Source organism: Bacillus cereus group sp. N8 (assembly GCF_016483685.1).
Taxonomy (GTDB): domain Bacteria; phylum Bacillota; class Bacilli; order Bacillales; family Bacillaceae_G; genus Bacillus_A; species Bacillus_A proteolyticus.
In genome coordinates this window covers 12,548-32,123 of the sequence record NZ_JAEHBK010000013.1, presented here as the reverse complement: position 1 = coordinate 32,123, position 19,576 = coordinate 12,548, and the positions used below count along the sequence as shown (strand labels likewise).

Below are 19,576 nucleotides of genomic sequence, written 5' to 3'. Positions count from 1 at the left end.
ATTCACAATAAAAAAGAAGCTAAAAAATATAGTTTTTAGCTTCTTATCCTTCCCAAACTTGCGCTTTCACATGGTAATGAAAATGTTTAAAATATGGATTTTCATAAAATGAAGGACCATATAAGTATTGATGTGAATGAACTATTGGTTGCTGCTGCACTTGTAAAGGAACTACTGCTGGTGAAACTTGCATATACATCGGATCAATAATAATTTTTATATATTGATGATTATATGGAGAATGATATATTAAAAATGGATTATGCATTGACTCTCTCCCCTTATACATACAAATGCTATAGTATATGCAAGGTTTAATATTTCGGGAATTATTTATTGTCTAACCAATCCTCTACATGCTGTATAAATACATCTAAACAATCAATAAACGGTGAATGCCCGCAATCTTCTAACACCTTCAACTCCGCATTTGGCAAATGTTTCGCTAATTCCTCACCAACTACTTGTGGTACGACATAATCGCGGTCACCTTGTATGACGAGTGTTGGAGCTTGGATACGGTGAATGTGTCCATTTCCTCGCACAACACCATTATGTTCATCTGAAATATTAAATGTAACTAATGAATAATTCACATCAACGAAATTGCGCTGTGTTAACATATCATCTAAATACTTTTCATAACGATCCGGTTCAGGTTGATTATGTGTATATATTAATAGATTCCACACTGTACGGTAGTATACTTTATTCATATTTTTTATTGCATCTAGTACTGGTGCAATTTGCACTGGGTCTAGCGCAATTTCTTCTTTCGTTTTTAATAAACTCGATCCAATTGGTTGCCCGTTAATATCTTTTTTAAATATCGGGTACCCTTTCATCCCTACCGATTCTACTAATATTAGTTTTTCTACAAAAGTTGGGTAGCTCGCTGTAAACTCCATCGCAACACCACCGCCCATTGACCATCCCATTAACGAAAACTTCTCTAGCTTTAATTGATCGATAAATAGTTTTACATCTTCTGCGAAGTCTTGTAATGAATCTATCGGCTTATTATACGTCGATTGTCCAAATCCTCTTAAATCAATTGCGTAAATATGATATTGCTTTTGTAGTTTCTCAATAACTAAATCAAAGTGTTGTGACGATGTCATATTCCCATGAATGAGTACGAGCATTTCTTCATTTTGCCTTCCAACTTCTTGATACGCAATCGTTTCTCCATTCGATAGTGAAACAAACTCCATTGTTGCAGGCTTAATCATCACAATTTCCCCCATTCTTTTTAATAGAAAGAAAATTCTTTACTTACTTAAAGAATACCACGCAGAATGTATGTTCTCAACAAAAAAACTATATGAAATTTTTACATAATACAACATGTCTATTACTAGACAATTATAATAAAAAAGTATATAGTTAGCTAGGTAACTAATTTGAAAGGATCCAAATACATGGACGAAAAACAACATTTTTTCCACATTGTCAGTCAAACTTCTCGTAAGTTTACGAAGAAATTTAATGAACGTGTATCTCCAACAGGATTATTTAGTGCGCAGTGGGCAGTTATTTTCCGCATCAATCAAAGTGGATCTTGTACCCAAACAGAATTATGCCAGTATTTAAATGTTGAATCACCAACGATGACTCGCACATTAACTCGTATGGAAACGATGGGCTGGATTATTCGTACAGAAGGAAAAGATCGCCGTGAGAAGCTCATTTCATTATCGGAAACAGCACTAGAAATGATACCAGTATGGCAAGAAGAAGTTGATTCTTTTGAAGAAAAAACGCTAGAAGGTATTAAAGAAGAAGACTTACATCAAGCTTTTCAAGTGTTACAACAAATTATTAAAAATTTAGATTAAATTGGAGGGATGACGATGCAAAGTGAAAAACTTTGGACGAAGGATTTCCTCGGAACTTGTTTTAGTAGTCTATTTCTCTTTTTAACATTTTACATGCTTATGACTACTCTGCCCGTCTACGTTATAGACGGCCTAAAAGGAAAACCTGAGGAAATTGGTTTAGTTGCAACTGTTTTTCTTATTTCATCTGTTTTATGTAGACCATTCACAGGAAAATGGCTCGATGATTTAGGAAGAAAAAAAATATTATTCATTTCACTTTCACTATTTTTAGCCGCTACTGTTATGTATTTCGGTACGCAAAGTTTATTTTTATTACTTGCCCTTCGCTTCTTACATGGTATTGGATTCGGAATGGCAACAACAGCAACTGGAACAATTGTAACTGATGTCGCACCAGCTCATAGACGCGGTGAAGCACTTGCTTATTACGGTGTATTTATGAGTCTACCGATGGTAATTGGTCCTTTTTTAGGTTTAACAATTATTTCTCATTTTTCATTTACTGCATTATTTATCGTTTGTTCGGTATTTTCATTACTCGCATTTTTATTAGGATTAATAGTGAATATTCCTCATGAAAAACCAGTAAGTAAACAAACACGAGAAAAAATGAAATGGAAAGACTTAATTGAACCATCTTCTATTCCGATTGCTCTAACAGGATTTGTTTTAGCCTTTTCTTATAGTGGTATTTTATCCTTTATTCCTATTTATGCAAAAGAACTCGGTTTATGCGAAGTTGCTAGTTATTTCTTTATTTTATACGCACTTGTTGTTGTAATTTCTCGTCCATTCACAGGAAAAATCTTTGATCGTTTCGGTGAAAATGTGCTTATTTATCCAGCTATCATTATTTTCACAATTGGAATGTTCATTTTAAGCCAAGCGCAAACTTCATTTTGGTTCCTTGGCGCAGGTATGCTAATCGGTTTAGGATACGGAACATTAATTCCAAGTTTCCAAACGATCGCGATTTCTGCCGCTCCAAACCATCGACGTGGTTCTGCGACAGCTACTTACTACTCGTTCTTTGATAGCGGCATTGGCTTTGGTTCTTTCATTTTAGGTATAGTCGCTGCCAAATCAAGTTATCATAATATGTATTTTATCGCAGCTATTATCGTTGCGTTCACTTTACTTCTTTATTATGGATTACACGGACGAAAACAAAAATTCAAAAAGCAAAGTACAGACGGACAAATATCTGCTTAACGTTCATAAGGAAAGTAAACTTACCCGTTTACTTTCCTTATTTTGTATTTCTTTTACGACGAGCGTATACTTATAATAGAAACTAAAGGAGGTACCTATATGAAATTAAAAAAATCTCCCCTACTCTTACTTATGCTAACAGTGATATTTGGAATTACAGGGCTTGGTTTTACATACTTCAAACATAATAAAACGACCCCCTCGAAAAATAACGTGACGAAGGAAAATTGGTTAGACGATCCTTACTTACGCTGGTCGTATACACATATGAAAGAATTCACTTTAATAAATGAAGTAAAAAACAACCCTGACCAAGTTGCTCCCTTCCCTACCGCGTTACAAAGCTTAGACGATTTTGCTGTGGAGCGTGGATTTGGAAATACGACTCCCCTAAAAAAACTTTTAGACGAAAACAAAACAGATGCTTTTGTCGTTGTACAGAATGGTCAACTTGTTTATGAACGATATTTCAATGAATATAACGAGAGTGAACCTCATGGAATGGCATCGTTAGCCAAGGTGTTTACCGGTGCCATTATACAATCTCTCGCTGAAGAAAATCGAATTGATGTAGAGAAAACAGCTGAAACTTACATAAAAGAATTAAAAAACACACCATTCGGAACAGCTACACTTCAGCAATTACTGGACATGCAAATTTCCGCTGAATACCCTACTCACGGATATATGCAGCTAGGACTAGAAAATCAAGATGCACAACTATATTTAGCTAGTAATATTTTACCCCGAGGTAAAAACTACGAGGGTCCTATGAAAATTTATGATATGTTACTAGAAGCAGAAGAAACTGCACCACCCGGCTCCGCTTTTTCTTACAATAACGGATCAACAGAAACACTCGCTTGGATTATCCGAACTATTACAGGGAAATCGTTAGCTGAAAATGTAAGCGAACAAATTTGGTCTCAAATTGGTATGGAAGAAAACGCGTATTACGTTACAGATGAAACAAAAGTAGAACAAGCAAGCGCTGGCTTAAATGCAACTGCTAGAGATATGGCGAGGTTCGGACAATTACTATTAAATAATGGTCAATATAACGGAAAACAAATCGTCCCTTCTGCTATTACAGAAAGTTTGAAAAATGTACAAGAAGGTGAGCTCGCAATTAGTCGTGGTGCTTCCATTTCTTATCATAATCAATGGTGGATTCCGCATAATGAACAAGGTGCTTTCGAAGTGTTAGGTAGTTACGGACAAACGCTTTACATCGATCCGAAAGCAAATATGGTAATCGTCCACTTCTCTTCTAACGCTGCGCCTAGTAATGAAATCCATTCGGTTTATTCCGATATGTATATTGATATTGCACATCATTTGGAAAAGCTTTCACAGTAGTGGAGGCTTTTTTTATTTACACAAATCCTATTCCAGTTATCACTTGGTTATTAGAAGTTGCCGAAAGAATTACTATGTGAGCCACGCCTAAACCCTATTTATCGTGATAATATTTTATAAATTTGAAAACACTAGTGCTTAGGAAAGGAGGGATTGCAAATGTCTGTGAAAAAACTATTAACTGGATTAATCATTTCACTTGCGATGATTGTAGTGATGACTACTTTAGGTTCGCTCCGTGTATTTGCCGAATCCGACGCTGTGAGACAGCCTATTGAGGTTGAATTGAATGATGATTACTTTAATCCGAATGTTATCACTGTTCCAGTTGGAAAAACGACAACGTTGCTACTGAAAAACAAAGGAAATAGGGATCACACCTTTACGGTGAAAAAGCTCGGAATTGACGTAGAAGTCCCGTCAGGAAAAGAAATTACAATTACCGTAAAACCTGAAACTCCCGGTACATATGAACTAATATGTCGGTTCCACTACTTGAAAGGAATGGATGGAAAAGTAATAGTCAAATAACAAGCAATGTGGTACTACCCCTTACAAGACAGAATTATCAATCACTGAGTATTAATATTCTATAATTGAGTAACAGCTCCAAAACTGATTTTCAATAGAAAAAAAGGGGTACAAATTCAATTGTAGCCCTTTTTCCAAGTGTTTTTGTTTTTATGCGATTCCTATAATGATTATAAGAGTGAAGTATGGTTCGAAATAGCACTGATTATATGAACCAAATCGTCGCAATGAATCTCGTGCCCCGATCCTTCTAGAGTTAGTAATACAGCATGGGGAATTTCATTAACAAGAGCAAGACCATGCTCGTATGGAAGCACTATATCTTCTGTACCGTGGATAACCAAAGTAGGTATATTAATTTCTTTTAATTTCCCCTCATAAGAATCATCGCCTTTAAGAAGTGAGTAATTAAACATACTGAGTAGGTTATTTGCTCGTTTTATTTCTTTTTCTACCTGCTTATAAGCCCTCTTCTCGTCGAACTTATGCTTTGAACCACAGAGTAACACTGATCCTGTAACCAGGTAATTTGCAACAGATTCTTCATCCGACCAATTTAGTTTGGCCCCATTAGCATGGTAAGTGAGTATCTTCTCATCGATCGGTGGCAAATTCCGTTTGTTGTCTTCAGAGCCAAAAATACTTGATGCAATCAAAGTTATACTTAGAACTCTCTGAGGGTTCCTCAAGGCTACAATTTGAGCAATCATTCCACCCATTAGAAACAGCAGGAAAATAATATTAAATTGGCTTCCATTCACAGGAGTTTTGGCCTTGCATTTATGACTATTTGGTTGAGCAATCGATATGTTGTGCTGAAACGTCAATATATTTAAAAAAGGATCTCTCTTGATAAAGAGAGATCCTTTTCTTATTTCTTCTTCTTTTCTGTCGGTTGGCTTTGTTTAGCGAAATTAGATGAATCATCGAAATTAGGTTGCTTTTTACCAGCATTATTACTTCTACCTTTTCCCATATGTAATGCACCTCCCCTCATCCTTACTATTCCCAATAAAAAAAATCCTCTTGCATCCAAGAGGATTTTTTATTTGGCTCTTATTAATAATGCCAAACTGTTCTCGTAGTACTTCCAACACTTCCCGTCCTACCATAGCTTTTAACCATGGTGTTGATGGTGGCCATCATGCGTATAATTGTCTTGGAGTTTTCCTTTAAACAATACCTAAGTTCGGTTTCAGTCTTCGATTGCTTGGTAGACCGTGGTCCAGAAGTCTTGGATAAGATGCGATGGGGCCGGAGTGGACATCCCAACCTGGGTGAACAGAATTCCAATAAACTGTTTGTCTGGATCAGCGTAAGCTGTAGTGCCAGTTCCGCCATCCCAGCCGAATTGACCGATAGACGCGTAGTCTCCAAGATAGGTACGCACCGCCATCCCAAAGCCCCAGCCACCTTGTATCCCTTGTCCAAACGACAAATGGACGTTGTTTTTGGCCAAATCGTCTCGGTATACTTGTTGTTCAGGAGTAAGACGGTTGGTGGTCATCAGCTGGACTGCGGGCCTAGACAGAATCCGTTTGGTTCCATGCATCCCTTTATTCAACAGCATCTGCAAATACGCGTGATAATCATCGATGGTTGCGAGCAGCCCACCACCGCCTGCTTGAAATGCTGGAGGTTTGCTGTAACGTCCGCCTGCACCCTCATCCCACACGATGAACTCACCTGTCTGATCGGGGTTGAAGGCAGGTGGAAGCCGGTCAATCTTGAGCTCAGGCACGTAGAAACCAGTGTCCTTCATTCCCAGTGGATCGAATATGTGTTCGCGCAGGAACGACTCAAATGTCTGACCCGTGACCCTGGCAACAAGAATGCCGAGCACTTCAATACTGATATGATACTGCCACCGCTCTCCGGGATGGTAGCTTAGCGGAAGTGCACCTAGGCGACACATAAACTCATCTGGATCGGGCATATCCTGCCCTGGCGTGTCGAATATCCCACTCTCGAAGAACGCGTTCATGATCGGAGAACCCATCAACGTGAGATCCACTCCGAGCCCGAATGTGGAGGTCAACAGGTCTCGTACAGTGATAGGACGCCGTGCTGGGACGGTCTCTTCCAGTGGACCATCGGGCTGTTTCAACACCTGCCGGTCAGCGAGTTCGGGCAGCCATTTGTCTACTGGGTCGTCTAAATGCAGTTTGCACTCGTCGAGCAGAACCATTACTGGTGAAACTGCGATCGGCTTACTAGTGGACGCCAATCGAAAGATCGTGTCCCGACGCATTGGTGCGCCACCATCATGCCTCATTGTTCCAAGCGCTTCGACGTGCGTCTCGCCGTTTCGGCTGACTAAGGCGACGAGCCCAGGAATCTTTCCAGAATCGACATGCTGCGCCAGTACATTGCGCATTTTGCGCAATCCTGTTTCAGAAAAGCCTTTATTGTTTTGTCCCATTTTGTTCTCCTTTAGTTTAGAGTGAGATTTCTAATACATATTGACAATCAATTATTAGTTCTTCAAATAGAAAAATTCCCCTCTTTAATAATTTCGACAAAATGTATTTATGTAAATGGAGGCATCATACATCACTATCAACCTAAGATAAATTTATATCCATACTTCACAGAGAACGTTATTCTTTTTGTAGAAATATACAGAATGGATGGCGATGTGTTGCTATCCCATTGTAGATTAAGTAGGAAGAGGCACTCTGAGGATAGTGCCTTTTCTTTATAAAAAATCCAAATGCTGATACATAATGAATTAATAAAGATAGGCTAATTTAAATTTATAGAGATTTAATAATAAGGATAGTAGACTTATAAAATCTTAGTTAAGAGCGTCTCATAAGACTTAATCTCAAAAAAGGGGGTGATGTTTTGCGGAAAATCGGTTATATACATGTCAGTTCGACTAGCAAGAACCCTTCAAGGCAATTTCAGCAACTGAACGAAATTGGAATGGATATTATTTTTGAAGAAAAAGTTTCTGGAGCAACAAAGGATCGCGAGCAACTTCAAAAAATGTTAGAAGATTTACAGGAATGTGACATTATTTATGTTACAAACTTAACTCGGATCACTCGTAACACACAGGATTTAATTAAATTAATTGAGTTTATACGAGGTAAAAAAGCGAGCTTAAAATCACTAAAGGATACATAGCTAGATTTAGCAGATGTTTCTGGACCAAGTGTAATCCCTAGTTCACGAGCAAATTCACATTTCATCTGCTCGATTGCACTTGCAACAGCGGAAATATGAATTTCATTATTATTATTTTCGTGTCTTTGAATATTCATAATTACACCGCCATTTTATTCGTATATAACATGTGCGTAATTATGATATTTATACATAACACGATTCATTTCTGTCTCATATTCTGTCTAGTAAATTGCTTTTCTTTTTTATACTCGATTAGATGAATTTAGAACGCATCCGAATCTTTGATTCCTAAAACATTCATTTCTTCTTTAAATAAACGCCATGGCTCTACTATTATTGCTTTTTCACGACCATCCCTTAAGGTGAAAACTCTTAAATATCCCATCATACACTCTCCTAAATATTTAAATTCACATCTCATTTTTATTGCTATTGCTATACATATTTATAACCTTCAAATACAAAAATAATAAGTTTTCTACTGAATAAAGACCTAAATACAGATACCCCCTATTTACTTTAGGATGCTTTTTTAATTTCATTCACTCATTAGAACAAAAAAATTGATGGCTTCTCCACCAAAAGAATTATGCTTCTGTTTTTAAAGTAACTCCAAAGAAAGTAATATTGCGCTAAATACCACTTATATGTACGGTATATACAGATTTGAAATTCTGAATGATTTGTTACCTTATTTATAGGATCTAAGTGGAATTATAAAGTGGGCAATAGGGCCTTGTTCTGCGGTTCATCTTCAAATTCCAACTCCAATTTATAAAAGTAAGGGGATAATTATGAAAAAACAAGCAATCACTGTCATTTCAACCGCGTTAACGTGTTTTTTACTTTCTAATGTAGGACATGCTCAGGAAAAACCTAAGCAATATTACACCGTTTTATTAAAAGACCCATCAAAATTTGAGCAAGGCATCACTGAGATAAAAAAGGAGAATGGAGAAATTACTTATACTGTCCCGGAGATAGGACTCATTCAATTCAAAGGAGATACACAAATTTCTAAAAATCAATCTCCATTATTTGAATCAGTTAATCCTTCTTTGCAAGTCGAAAAACCAGAGGTTCCTCATTCCATAAAAATGCCTAATTTATCAACTCTTTCAACAAAAACATTAGATACAAACCTACCTCCCTTATGGGATATGCAATGGGACATGAAGGAAATTACTCATAATGGAGAAAGTTATAAAAAAGAAACTGGCTCTCATAATGTGGTTGTTGGAATTATTGATTCAGGAGTCGATGTGGATCATCCTGACTTAGTAAAAAACCTTATTCCTGGATCTAAAAACTTCGTTCCAAAGGGAGGATTGAGAGGTACTGAACCTGAAGAGACAGGTGATATTAATAATATAAATGATATCAATGGCCATGGAACTCTCGTTTCAGGATCTATTGCTGCAAATGGGGAATTAAAAGGCGTTGCTCCTGATACGGGAATCAGAGCATATCGTGTATTTGGAAATAAATCAGCTGATGCAGCCTGGGTCATTAATGCCATCATAGAAGCAGCTAAGGATGATGTAGATGTTATCAACCTTAGTCTTGGTTCCTATTATGTAAATGGAAAAGTCTATGAAAATGGAAAACTTGTAGACAATGGATGGGCAGAAGTAGAAGGTTACAAACGTGCTATAGAATATGCCAATCAGCATGGTAGTGTAGTAGTAGCTTCTGCAGGAAATGATTCTGTAAACGTGGCTAATAAACAGGAGCTAAATAACTTTCTTAAACAAAAATATGAAAAAGAGGGGAAAATATTTACTGGTGTAGGAATAGAAGCACCTGGGGAATTACCAGGTGTAGTAACAGTGTCATCAACTGGTCCAACCGGACAACGTTCTGTATTCTCTAATTACGGAGAAGGGGTCATTGACATATCTGCTCCAGGAGGAGATTATCGTTTATGGCAACAATATGGCGAAGAAGTATGGTGGAATACTGGTCTTTTCCGACAAGAGGAAGTACTGACAACTTTTAATACTGGAAGATACTTATTTGCCGCTGGTACATCAATGGCAGTTCCGAAAGTATCCGCTACACTAGCTCTAATTATCAATCACTATAATTTTAAAAATCAACCGAAAAGATCAATTTCACACCTTTACAAAAACGGAATAAAGAAAGATATAGCACCTGATAAAGCCTCTTGGGGGAACGGACAGCTGGACGTATATAATGCTATTAAATAGTGAAAAGGAACTATGACAATTCATAGTTCCTTTTTTCGTTACTAAAAAGAGAATGTATCGTGAATGAAATGCATGCCCCTTGAATCTCATTATTTTCAGCATGAATTTCTCCACCGTGTTTTTTAACCAATTTTTCCACGATATACAAACCAAGTCCATGATGTAGTTGATTTGACCTTGAAAGGTCACCCTGGTAGAATTTGCTAAATAAAAACGGAATATCTTTTGTATTAAATCCAACCCCAGAATCCGAGATAGAAAAAGACATAACGTCTTTTTCTATCTCCACTTGCACATCAATTCTTCCTTTTTTTGGAGTAAAACGAATGCTATTAGAAATAATATTCGTAAGAATTTGATGCAAACGATTCGGATCAAGTGCAAACTTAAGATTTTTTTCTTCTGATTTAATAAGTAAAGTATAGGTTAATTGTATATCTTCATTTTCTGCCAATTCCTTAAACTCTTCAAGCATTTCTGGAATCATTTCAGCTGGAGCTATATTGCAAATCATAAGAGTGAAATCAGGGTTGTCCACTTCAGAGACTCTCCTCATTTCTTCTGTTAAATGCAATACTCTTTCTGTATTATTCTTAATTGTTTGCAAGTAGTGATGAATCCGTTTTTGATTATTTGGCATGGGTTCCATTAATACTTCTACATGAGACAAAATAATAGTTAACGGTGTTCGCAAATCATGTGCAATGGAAGCAACTATATCCCGACGTTCCTGTTCTAATTTCCATTGAACATACAATGAATTTTTTAATTCTTCCTTCATACTATTGAAAGAATCAATTAATATACCTATTTCATTTTCACTTTCATATTTTATTTCAAAGTCTAAATCCTTGTTTTTAATTTTTTGTGAGGCCATTATTACCTCTTTGATAGGTTTATTCAACTGTTTTCCTAAACGCTTAGCTAATAAATAAGAATAAAGCGTTAAAAATATAAAAGGAACAAGAAAAGCAATAATAAATACATATTCTATGTAATAATCAATAGATGCAGCTAATATGTATCGTGCAGCAAGCACACCAACTAGCTTACCATGACTTATAATTGGAATGTATTTTGTAATTAGTTTACCATTTTGAGTAGATGTATTTATTTTATGATACACTTCTTTATCATTTTTCAATAATTCATCGCTCAATGTACCATATAATCTATTTCCATTCGTATTCATAACTTGATAAGTAATTCCTTGCATTGGAATCACTTTCTCTAGTTTTTTTTGATAGGATAAATCTACTATTTTATCCCCATTCATTTCTACAAATTTTTCAATACTAGGCACTTGTTTTTCATAATGGTTGGCAGGTAAAACAGATTTTTCATTATAAATAAAAAGAAAAGAGTATATTAAAATTAACGTACAAACCGTACTGACAATACTTAAAAATATTACAGCTGCAAATGTTAGAATAAATTGGTTTTTCAACGATAATTTTTTTAACATTAACATTTCTCCAACTTATAGCCAACTCCCCATACGGTTTTAATATGGTAAGTTGACATACCTAAACTTAACTTAGCTCTTAAGTTATTAATATGTACTATTATTGTATTGAGATCCCCAACTGCATCCAGCCCCCAAATTTTTTCATAAATTTGTTCCTTAGAAAAGATTTGCCCTAGATTTACCGTTAAAAGCTCTAATATTTTAAACTCTTTACTCGTTACATCTATTTTTACTCCATCAATGAAAACATCATGCTGTGAATAGTTAATGGTCAAGTTTCCTAAGAAACGTTGATTTTGCAAGTTTACACGTTCTCTTTTCTCACGCCTCAAGTGGGCCTCAACACGTGCAATTAGCTCCTTAACTTGGAATGGTTTTGTAATATAGTCATCTCCACCTAAAGTAAAGCCTTTTACTTTATCTATTTCTGAATGTTTAGCACTCAAAAATAGAATCGGGCATTTTATTTGTTCACGAACGACCTTACAAAATTCAAAACCGTCCATTTTAGGCATCATAATATCTAAAATGACTAAATCAACTTGTGTTTTTAAATGATCTAGCGCTTGTTCTCCATTGTAGGCCTTGAGAACTTTATAATCACGATCAGAGAATATATCAGAGAGTACATCTACAATTTCTGACTCATCATCTACAACAAGAATCGTTCCATTCATAAAAAAAACACTCCTTTCTAATTTAGATTAAAAATCTTATTATTTTGTAAAATATATTTTCTTGTTAATTAATATTCTTTTCATGAACAACTTTTTTATAGTAATAGTGGTTTGAAATGAAGAAAAATATCAATTGGAAGACTAAGAAAATAAAAAATATTAATATTATTGAGTAAATTTTAATTCCTCCCAATATATTTTGCAAGGCATAGATTGCTATAAACAGATTTACCCCCCCCAGAATAATTGGTACAAAGAAAATTATAGCAATTTGAACCCTTAATGTTTTTTTTATTTCATTGAAATTCAAACCAATTTTTCTTAAAGAGTGAAATATTTTTCTATCATTAGATATATCTTCATATAACTTAAACCAAAGAAGACTGGATAAAGCAATTAACAAGATAAAACCGATAAATAATGCTATTATCCATAAAACTGAAGTTAATTGAACTGTATTTTCATAATGTAGAAGACGAACACTGGACTGTTCCTTTATCTCTAAAGGGAGTGTCTCAAATAATTTTTTTAGTGCACTATAACCCTTATTATTTTCCTTGAAATCTAATGTGTAAAATGAAACATGTTGAGTAGGTAATGATCCCTTCTCTAATTCATTAAAAGTATCTGCTGGTACAAAAGCTACATTATCTATCCAAGATACCGAGTTAATCGCCTGTTTTTCGACCATATTTTTTACTATCAATTTTGTATTACCGTTATTTGTTTGGATATACAACTTATCGATATTCTCATTTTTTTTACTAAATAACAGGTTATCTTTTTTTGTTTCTGTCCAGTCCTTTATAAAGAATGAATCTGTTTGTAGTATAAAGGTTTTACCTTCTCCCTTTGATGAATTCAGTAATATACCTTCCCATTTTTTCTTATGAAATCCCTCAACCTCTCCTTTGAAGTTTTTCTCTAAAGCAGATTCTAGTGTATTCTCTTGTTTTTTATCAACAATAAATATAGCTGGCTGTGGGTGGCTATTTCGCATTCTTTGATCATTCAACTCTGAATATAAATATATGGAGCTGATTAATATCATTATCATTGATAAGAGTATTGAAACAAGGAAGATAATTTTAGCATTATAATAAAGTTTTTTCCTTAGACTTATAAATATTAGCATTCGAATGCCATTTAAATGCTTTTTTTCTTTATTGATTAAATAGGATACAGTCCCTACTAATCCGTGCGAACAAAAAAGGTACGTTCCTAATAATAAAAGAGTAGCTACAGGTAGAAAAGAGAATAATAGTACGGGTAAAGATGCATTAAGGATAAAAACATAAGAAATAACCAAAATTAACAGGGAAATAATGAATTTCTTCTTTGAAAACCTAGGTAAATCCTTTGGTTTTCTTGTCTCTTGAAATAATTCCAAAACAGAAATGCGTCCGATTTTATAATAACTACGCAATGAAACAAAAAAGAACAGAACTCCAAACAAAATAACTGTAAAAAAAGTAGCAATTGGAGAGAAGAAATAGGAAAATGACTCGCTTAAGAAGAGCGATTTCCCGATGAAATCAAAAAAGCTTTTGGATAGTACTATACCAATCATAATCCCAATTAAGATAGAAATTGCTCCAATTATCGAATTTTCTAAAACTATGATAATAAATAATTGTTTTTTTGAAGCTCCGAATGTTTTCCAAATACCAATTTCCTTTTTCCGTTCAGTAAGAAAATGGTCATAAGAATATGAAATGAAAAAGCATGAAAATAGCAAGATGATGAATTCACACGCAATTAACAGTTGCTCTATTCCAGAAACTTTTGGATATGAAAGAAATGCTGCGTACATATAAAAAATCGTAACTGATAGAATACAACTTACAAGATACACTATATACAGTGAAAGATTGCGAGTTATATTTTTAAGTGCGAGTGAAAATATTGACATCATTCTCCCCCACTTCTTTAGATATATAGAGTAGTATACGTTGATTGAAACTGAATTGCTTTTCTTCATGGGAACGTTGCATCTCATGAACAATCTTGCCATCTTTCAAAAATATGACCCTGTTGCAAAAACTAGCAGCTACAGAGTCGTGAGTTACCATTAAGATTGTTGATTTATGTGTTTCATTCAATGTTTTTAGTATATTCAATACATCATAAGCAGATTTTGAATCTAGATTTCCCGTCGGTTCATCAGCAAATAACAGATAAGGATCGTTAATTAACGAACGAATAATAGCAGCTCTTTGCTGTTGTCCCCCAGAGATTTCATAGGGATACTTTGGCAAAAGCGGTTCAATATTTAGTTCATTCACTAATGTTTCGAGTTTATCCCTAACACCCTTTTTGCTCCCCATTCTTAAAGCTGCGGGTAGAAGAATATTTTCTTCAATTGTTAAGTGATCTAACAAATTGTAATTTTGAAAAATAAAACCAATATTTTCACGACGATAATTGCTTAATTGATCACTATTCATGTTAGTTAAATTCTGTCCCTTAATTGTAATTTCTCCATTTGAAGGAAAATCAAGAGAGGAAAGCACATTTAAAAGTGTAGACTTTCCACTCCCTGAAGGTCCCATAATCCCTACAAAATCTCCTTCATGAACAGTTAAGTTGACATTATTTAAAACTGGATATTCTTGGAAATTAGTTTTATAAACTTTCTCAATTCCTTTAGCTTCTAACATAATCATGGTAAACCTCCCTTCTATCCTTTTATTAACATGTAAATTCTTTTTTATTCCAAATGCTTATACAAACGCTAACACTAATAATCATGATACCTAGAATCAGGACGTATAAAGTGTTACTTCCTGTGCTGAGAGCATGGAAGATACTTTGAACGGATAATAAAAAGAACGATAACTGACTTATGTACAAGCAGCCGATGTAAATTCCAATCAGAAGGAAAAAGCTAATAACTGCATTTGAAATTATGATACTTATTAAACTAGCAATAGCTAAACCACACATTTGAATAACAAAAAACAATCCATATACTTGTACCGTATAGAATATTGCTTCTATAGAGGTCTTTTGTTGACCGTAGAAAGTAAAAGCATCATCTGCTTTAAAAAACACCAACCCAAGTACTATGCCAATAAAAAGAACAACAAATAAGTAGAGTAATACCATTACAGAAAGAGAAAACCATTTTGACATAAGAAAGGTTAATCGTTGAAAAGGCCTAATTAAAAATAGACGATATGCTCCTGAGTTGTATTCTACATTTAAGCTATTCAAGAAACATACAGGCATGAAAATCAAAGTAATTAAGAAAGAAGATTCCTTTAATAAAAACCATGAAAAATTCCAAGAATTTAGTGGCACTTGTTGCCCATCATTATAAATCCCAACCCCATAGTACTTCAAAAACCAAGCTTGAAGAAAAACAATAACAGTAAAAATCCCCAACATCCATTTACTTTTTTTCTGATTCCATAGTCGTTCCCATTCACTTATAACTAATGCTTTCAATTGAACTCCCTCCTAGTTTTCAAATAAAATAATCTCTTTTCACAAATGACAAGTATGCGAACACTCCAAATAGGAAAATATAAATCGCTTCCACTATAACAATGTAAATATTTATACTATTACTTGATGAAAGTAGAAACGCTATACCTGTATGCTGAATTTTAACGATTGACATGTACATAAGATGTAGTACAGTATTAGCGCTAATTATCGTTTGGCTAGAGAATTCTAAAATCTGTGGAATTGCAATAGCAAAGAAAATAAAGGCCACCCCTGATCCAAGAGTAATCATCGTACTTCTACTTAACGCCCCTATTAATGTAAATACAGAAACAATACAAATCATAGTAATGAAACATGCAAAGAAATACTTTAAGTTATATAGTATCGCCCCTGCAATCGAAACCTTGGTTTCATCTATAAATGTTATTAATGTATCTACTTTTGGAAAGAATAAATAGCCTGCTATGGAATTAAAAATCCAAAACAAAGTTAAATATAGGAACATGGTAGTTAATATAGTAGCAAGCTTAGCTACAAAAAGTTGTGAGGTAGAAAATGGACGAATCAAAATCATTCTTAATTGTCCATTTTCTACTTCATGCGCTATAACAGTAGAAATCAGTATTATAGCAATAATATTAAACGAAACCACAAGATGCTCAGAAATACTTATTATAGGAAAATTTAAAGCAGTAACGTAATCTGGTCTTCCAGGAGAAGTATGTTGATTCCAGTTTAGATAATATTTAACTGACGCAACTACCATTAAAGGTAAGAAAAACAAGATTATCCAAGTTATTTTTTGCGTCCAAAGCCTTTCAAATTCAGAAATAAAAAGCCCCCTCATGATGTCATCATCTCCACAAACACATCTTCCAACCTTTTTGTTGGATCTGTAATTAACTCTTCTTTCCTTCCTTGGGTGATAAGCTTTCCATTTCTAATTATGACAAGGCGGTCACACATTTGCTGAATTTCATCTAGTAAATGGCTTGAAATAAAAAAGGTTAAATTTTTCTTTTCACGAAGTTCAAGAATTAATTCCCTTAGCTCTCTCATGCCCATAGGATCCAGACCATTGGCTGGCTCATCTAATAAAATAACATCTGGATCACCTAGAAGAGCTTGTGCAATCCCGAGTCGCTGTCTCATTCCTAATGAATAATTTTTAATTTTCACATCTGCATCGTCAGTTAACCTTACAATAGATAGTATTGCTTCTACTTGTTCCAATTGTTCCTTTCGAGAAAGAGCAGGGTATAATCTCGCTAAATTTTGTAGCATTTTTCTACCCGTCATATATGGGAAGAATATTGGTGATTCGATAATTGCGCCCATATTCATCAAAGCCTGTTGTCTATTTTGATTTACATCTTGACCACTTATTTTTATGACTCCTTTTGTCGGGCGAATTAATCCTGTAAACATACGCATAACAGTTGTTTTTCCTGCCCCATTCGGCCCCAGAAAACCACAAATATCTCCTTTATATATTTTAGTTGAAAAATCATTTACTATTGTCTTGCCACCTACAGTTTTTGTTAAGTGATTTGCTTCTAAAACTATTTCATTATTCATATAAAATCCCTCCTTATGGACTAATATAGAAGACAAATATTAAAAAAAAATAAAGAAAAGAAAAAAAATAAAGAAAAGAATAAAGAAAAGAAAAAAACTCACAAAAATGTGAGTTTTAGTACATTTTAACCGTTTCATGTACAGTTACTGACTTTCTTTTCTCAAATTCCTTAAAGAGTATATGCAATACTTCTTGATTATTAGGTAAAACATAGTTCGGTTTCAAAGACATAGTCGCAATTTCAAAAGCTGTTGTTTTCAAAGGCGGAATCACTATATGATCATATTCTTTTAAAAGTTTAACATTATTCTGAACTACTTTTTTCTCCCACATTAATTTGTTCATATTAGGAAAAAAGAGAACTGGTTTATCATGAGCAAGAATGACTGTACTTAATAAATCATCAGCTAAACCATGAGCTACTTTTGAAATAGTATTTCCTGTAGCTGGTAATACCATTAGTAAGTCTGCCCATCTAGCCAATTCCACATGACCTGGTTTACCACTTAGGGTAAGTTCCTCATCGATAAATACCTCATTACAATATAATTTCACGGTTTCTGCAGGGATAAGTTTTATTGCACTTTTTGTCATGATAACCTTTACTTCACTAAAATTCGCTTTCAATATAGCTAAATATTGAAAAATTCCAGCTACTGCAATAGAGCCGCTTACTCCTACTAATATTTTCTTAGAATTAAGCAATTGATTCATTTGGTTCATACTGTAACATCCTCTCAATTCTTGATTAGGAAATTAGAAATACTCCGTCCCACCATGGTTCCTCTACTGCGCTTAGACTTAATAATGTTAAAAGTACACCACTTACACCTTCCAATAGTCCTACCTTGTTTAGCTCGTTTGAAGTCTGCTCATTGGATTGTAAGTCTTTAAAGCCAAATGGTGCTTGAGGATCATATGCATCCATTACATAATCTATTAATTTTGTAATGGATTGCATCGATATTTCCCCGTCTTCATCTTTTGCCATCCTAATAGACATTTGTAATAATCCCGCTCTTCCATGACAAAATGTTGGAGACGATAAATCCCATTCTTCCTCACTTTGTAAAAGTGTATCTTGATAAGAACTTAATGCAATTTTCATGGCCTTCTGATCCTTCAAGGATCTCCCAGCCAGATAGAGAGCTCTTGCTACTCCTGGATTTCCATAGCACCAGCCTTTTCGCTTCGGATACACGTGGTATGATTGGTCATTGACCACTTCTTTAAAACTAAGCCTCGCAGGCCACGAACCTTCATCTTGCCATTTTATTAGCCAATCTATCATTTTACGAATCGCTTGCTTTTGTCCAGGAACTTCAATTCCTTGTTCGATAGCCAACGCCATCAAGGAAAGTGGGCCAGGCATTCCATGAGCATGGCCGCAATTGAAATTCCCATCCGGAAATAGTATCTTATCTGTTTCCAAAAACTGATTGGTGTACGGTACGTACCAACCAGGTAGAACTTCTCCATTCACCTCAATGTCATTAGACATACTAACAAAACAATTGAGAATTTGTTTGAGTGCTTCCAAATTTGATTCAAGTTGAATATTTTGCAGCAAATAACGCCCTACTCCAGTAGCACCTTGGATTGTATCGTACATAAATGGATGAACACCACATTCTTCTTTCCCGTAGTTCAATACAAGATGTAACTGCGAAAGTACAAATTCATTTAACTTTTGCAAAAATATATGATATCTTTCATAGTTACGCGAAGCATATGATGTCGCATATGCAATACCAGAAACACCGCCAAACATAGAAATACTATTCACACCTTGTTTTTCTATTGCCTTTTGTATTTCTACCAAGTGACTATGTGCAATAAGATCCCATCCCTCTTTTGGAAACTGTCGATCTAATTCTGCAAATAACATTATAGTACCTGGATAGCCATGGGATAAAGTAATGGGGTCCCATGGATGAAGTGTTCCTCCATTTGGTATATTATCAGGCTCCATAACAATTTTTTCTACATACATCGGATCCTTTAATTGCTCTGCTATATCACGAACTAACTTTAATGCTTTATTTCTTTTTTCAATACTAATTCCCTGTAACCAAAATGACTTTTTTTCTGTAGTTAATTGCATAGTTTTC

At 34.7% G+C, this 19,576-nt stretch carries 18 protein-coding genes and 3 pseudogenes; 6 read left to right on the top strand and 15 right to left on the bottom strand.

Annotation, left to right across the window (positions count from 1 at the left end):
* Positions 1 to 43 precede the first annotated feature (43 nt).
* Together JDS80_RS18680 and phaZ are read right to left on the bottom strand one after the other, a co-directional pair.
* Positions 44 to 268: a hypothetical protein gene (locus tag JDS80_RS18680; RefSeq protein ID WP_071744185.1), complete on the bottom strand. Its 225-nt coding sequence runs from the start codon at positions 266 to 268 to the stop codon at positions 44 to 46.
* A gap of 61 nt (positions 269 to 329) precedes the next feature.
* On the bottom strand, positions 330 to 1,232 hold the full coding sequence (gene phaZ, locus JDS80_RS18675; protein WP_071744184.1) for an intracellular short-chain-length polyhydroxyalkanoate depolymerase: 903 nt from the start codon (positions 1,230 to 1,232) through the stop codon (positions 330 to 332).
* 189 nt (positions 1,233 to 1,421) lie between these two features.
* Between phaZ and JDS80_RS18670 the strand changes: the two genes are divergently transcribed.
* The 4 genes from JDS80_RS18670 (at position 1,422) to JDS80_RS18655 (ending at position 4,943) form a co-directional block, all read left to right on the top strand.
* On the top strand, positions 1,422 to 1,838 hold the full coding sequence (locus JDS80_RS18670) for a MarR family winged helix-turn-helix transcriptional regulator (RefSeq protein WP_071744183.1): 417 nt from the start codon (positions 1,422 to 1,424) through the stop codon (positions 1,836 to 1,838).
* 15 nt (positions 1,839 to 1,853) lie between these two features.
* A complete protein-coding gene (locus JDS80_RS18665; protein WP_199639633.1) occupies positions 1,854 to 3,053 on the top strand; it encodes an MFS transporter in 1,200 nt (399 codons plus the stop codon).
* A gap of 99 nt (positions 3,054 to 3,152) precedes the next feature.
* Positions 3,153 to 4,412: a serine hydrolase domain-containing protein gene (locus tag JDS80_RS18660; protein WP_199639631.1), complete on the top strand. Its 1,260-nt coding sequence runs from the start codon at positions 3,153 to 3,155 to the stop codon at positions 4,410 to 4,412.
* Positions 4,413 to 4,571: 159 nt separating this feature from the next.
* Positions 4,572 to 4,943, top strand: a complete 372-nt coding sequence (locus JDS80_RS18655) for a cupredoxin domain-containing protein (protein WP_098889615.1) — start codon at positions 4,572 to 4,574, stop codon at positions 4,941 to 4,943.
* Between the two features lie 170 nt (positions 4,944 to 5,113).
* On the opposite strand, the pseudogene JDS80_RS18650 reads toward JDS80_RS18655, so the two are convergent.
* Positions 5,114 to 5,662, bottom strand: a pseudogene (locus JDS80_RS18650) (alpha/beta fold hydrolase); the annotation flags it as partial.
* Positions 5,663 to 6,138: 476 nt separating this feature from the next.
* Positions 6,139 to 7,365: a serine hydrolase domain-containing protein gene (locus JDS80_RS18645; protein ID WP_199639630.1), complete on the bottom strand. Its 1,227-nt coding sequence runs from the start codon at positions 7,363 to 7,365 to the stop codon at positions 6,139 to 6,141.
* A gap of 425 nt (positions 7,366 to 7,790) precedes the next feature.
* Here JDS80_RS18645 and JDS80_RS18640 point away from each other — a divergent pair.
* Positions 7,791 to 8,072, top strand: a pseudogene (locus JDS80_RS18640) (recombinase family protein); the annotation flags it as partial.
* Between the two features lie 2 nt (positions 8,073 to 8,074).
* Here JDS80_RS18640 and JDS80_RS18635 read toward each other — a convergent pair.
* Together JDS80_RS18635 and JDS80_RS31955 are read right to left on the bottom strand one after the other, a co-directional pair.
* Positions 8,075 to 8,212 (bottom strand): annotated as a pseudogene (locus JDS80_RS18635) (small, acid-soluble spore protein, alpha/beta type); the annotation flags it as partial.
* 128 nt (positions 8,213 to 8,340) lie between these two features.
* Positions 8,341 to 8,463 (bottom strand): hypothetical protein, encoded by a 123-nt coding sequence (locus JDS80_RS31955; RefSeq protein WP_000541014.1) that lies wholly within the window; start codon positions 8,461 to 8,463, stop codon positions 8,341 to 8,343.
* Positions 8,464 to 8,872: 409 nt separating this feature from the next.
* Between JDS80_RS31955 and JDS80_RS18630 the strand changes: the two genes are divergently transcribed.
* A complete protein-coding gene (locus JDS80_RS18630) occupies positions 8,873 to 10,288 on the top strand; it encodes a S8 family peptidase (RefSeq protein ID WP_000743643.1) in 1,416 nt (471 codons plus the stop codon).
* A 10-nt stretch (positions 10,289 to 10,298) separates the two neighbouring features.
* Here the strand turns inward: JDS80_RS18630 and JDS80_RS18625 are convergent, their stop codons facing one another.
* From JDS80_RS18625 to JDS80_RS18585, 9 genes are all read right to left on the bottom strand, one after another.
* Entirely contained in the window at positions 10,299 to 11,753 is a 1,455-nt protein-coding gene (locus JDS80_RS18625) for a sensor histidine kinase (protein ID WP_098889617.1), read from the bottom strand.
* Complete coding sequence (locus tag JDS80_RS18620; protein ID WP_001014563.1) at positions 11,753 to 12,433, bottom strand: response regulator transcription factor; 681 nt, start codon at positions 12,431 to 12,433, stop codon at positions 11,753 to 11,755. The genes JDS80_RS18625 and JDS80_RS18620 overlap by 1 nt, the downstream gene beginning before the upstream one ends.
* 64 nt (positions 12,434 to 12,497) lie before the next feature.
* Entirely contained in the window at positions 12,498 to 14,345 is a 1,848-nt protein-coding gene (locus JDS80_RS18615) for an FtsX-like permease family protein (protein WP_071744174.1), read from the bottom strand.
* The gene (locus tag JDS80_RS18610) at positions 14,320 to 15,099 is read right to left on the bottom strand and encodes an ABC transporter ATP-binding protein (protein ID WP_002128192.1); all 780 of its coding nucleotides are present in this window, start codon (positions 15,097 to 15,099) and stop codon (positions 14,320 to 14,322) included. Before JDS80_RS18610 ends, JDS80_RS18615 begins: the two co-directional genes overlap by 26 nt.
* Positions 15,100 to 15,124: 25 nt before the next feature.
* Positions 15,125 to 15,883, bottom strand: a complete 759-nt coding sequence (locus JDS80_RS18605; RefSeq protein ID WP_000646187.1) for an ABC transporter permease — start codon at positions 15,881 to 15,883, stop codon at positions 15,125 to 15,127.
* 19 nt (positions 15,884 to 15,902) lie between these two features.
* Positions 15,903 to 16,733, bottom strand: a complete 831-nt coding sequence (locus JDS80_RS18600) for an ABC transporter permease (RefSeq protein WP_001214556.1) — start codon at positions 16,731 to 16,733, stop codon at positions 15,903 to 15,905.
* A complete protein-coding gene (locus tag JDS80_RS18595; RefSeq protein WP_001058380.1) occupies positions 16,730 to 17,464 on the bottom strand; it encodes an ABC transporter ATP-binding protein in 735 nt (244 codons plus the stop codon). Before JDS80_RS18595 ends, JDS80_RS18600 begins: the two co-directional genes overlap by 4 nt.
* A gap of 115 nt (positions 17,465 to 17,579) precedes the next feature.
* On the bottom strand, positions 17,580 to 18,188 hold the full coding sequence (locus JDS80_RS18590; protein WP_199639627.1) for a flavoprotein: 609 nt from the start codon (positions 18,186 to 18,188) through the stop codon (positions 17,580 to 17,582).
* Positions 18,189 to 18,213: 25 nt separating this feature from the next.
* Entirely contained in the window at positions 18,214 to 19,569 is a 1,356-nt protein-coding gene (locus JDS80_RS18585; protein ID WP_071744172.1) for a lanthionine synthetase C family protein, read from the bottom strand.
* Positions 19,570 to 19,576 lie beyond the last annotated feature (7 nt).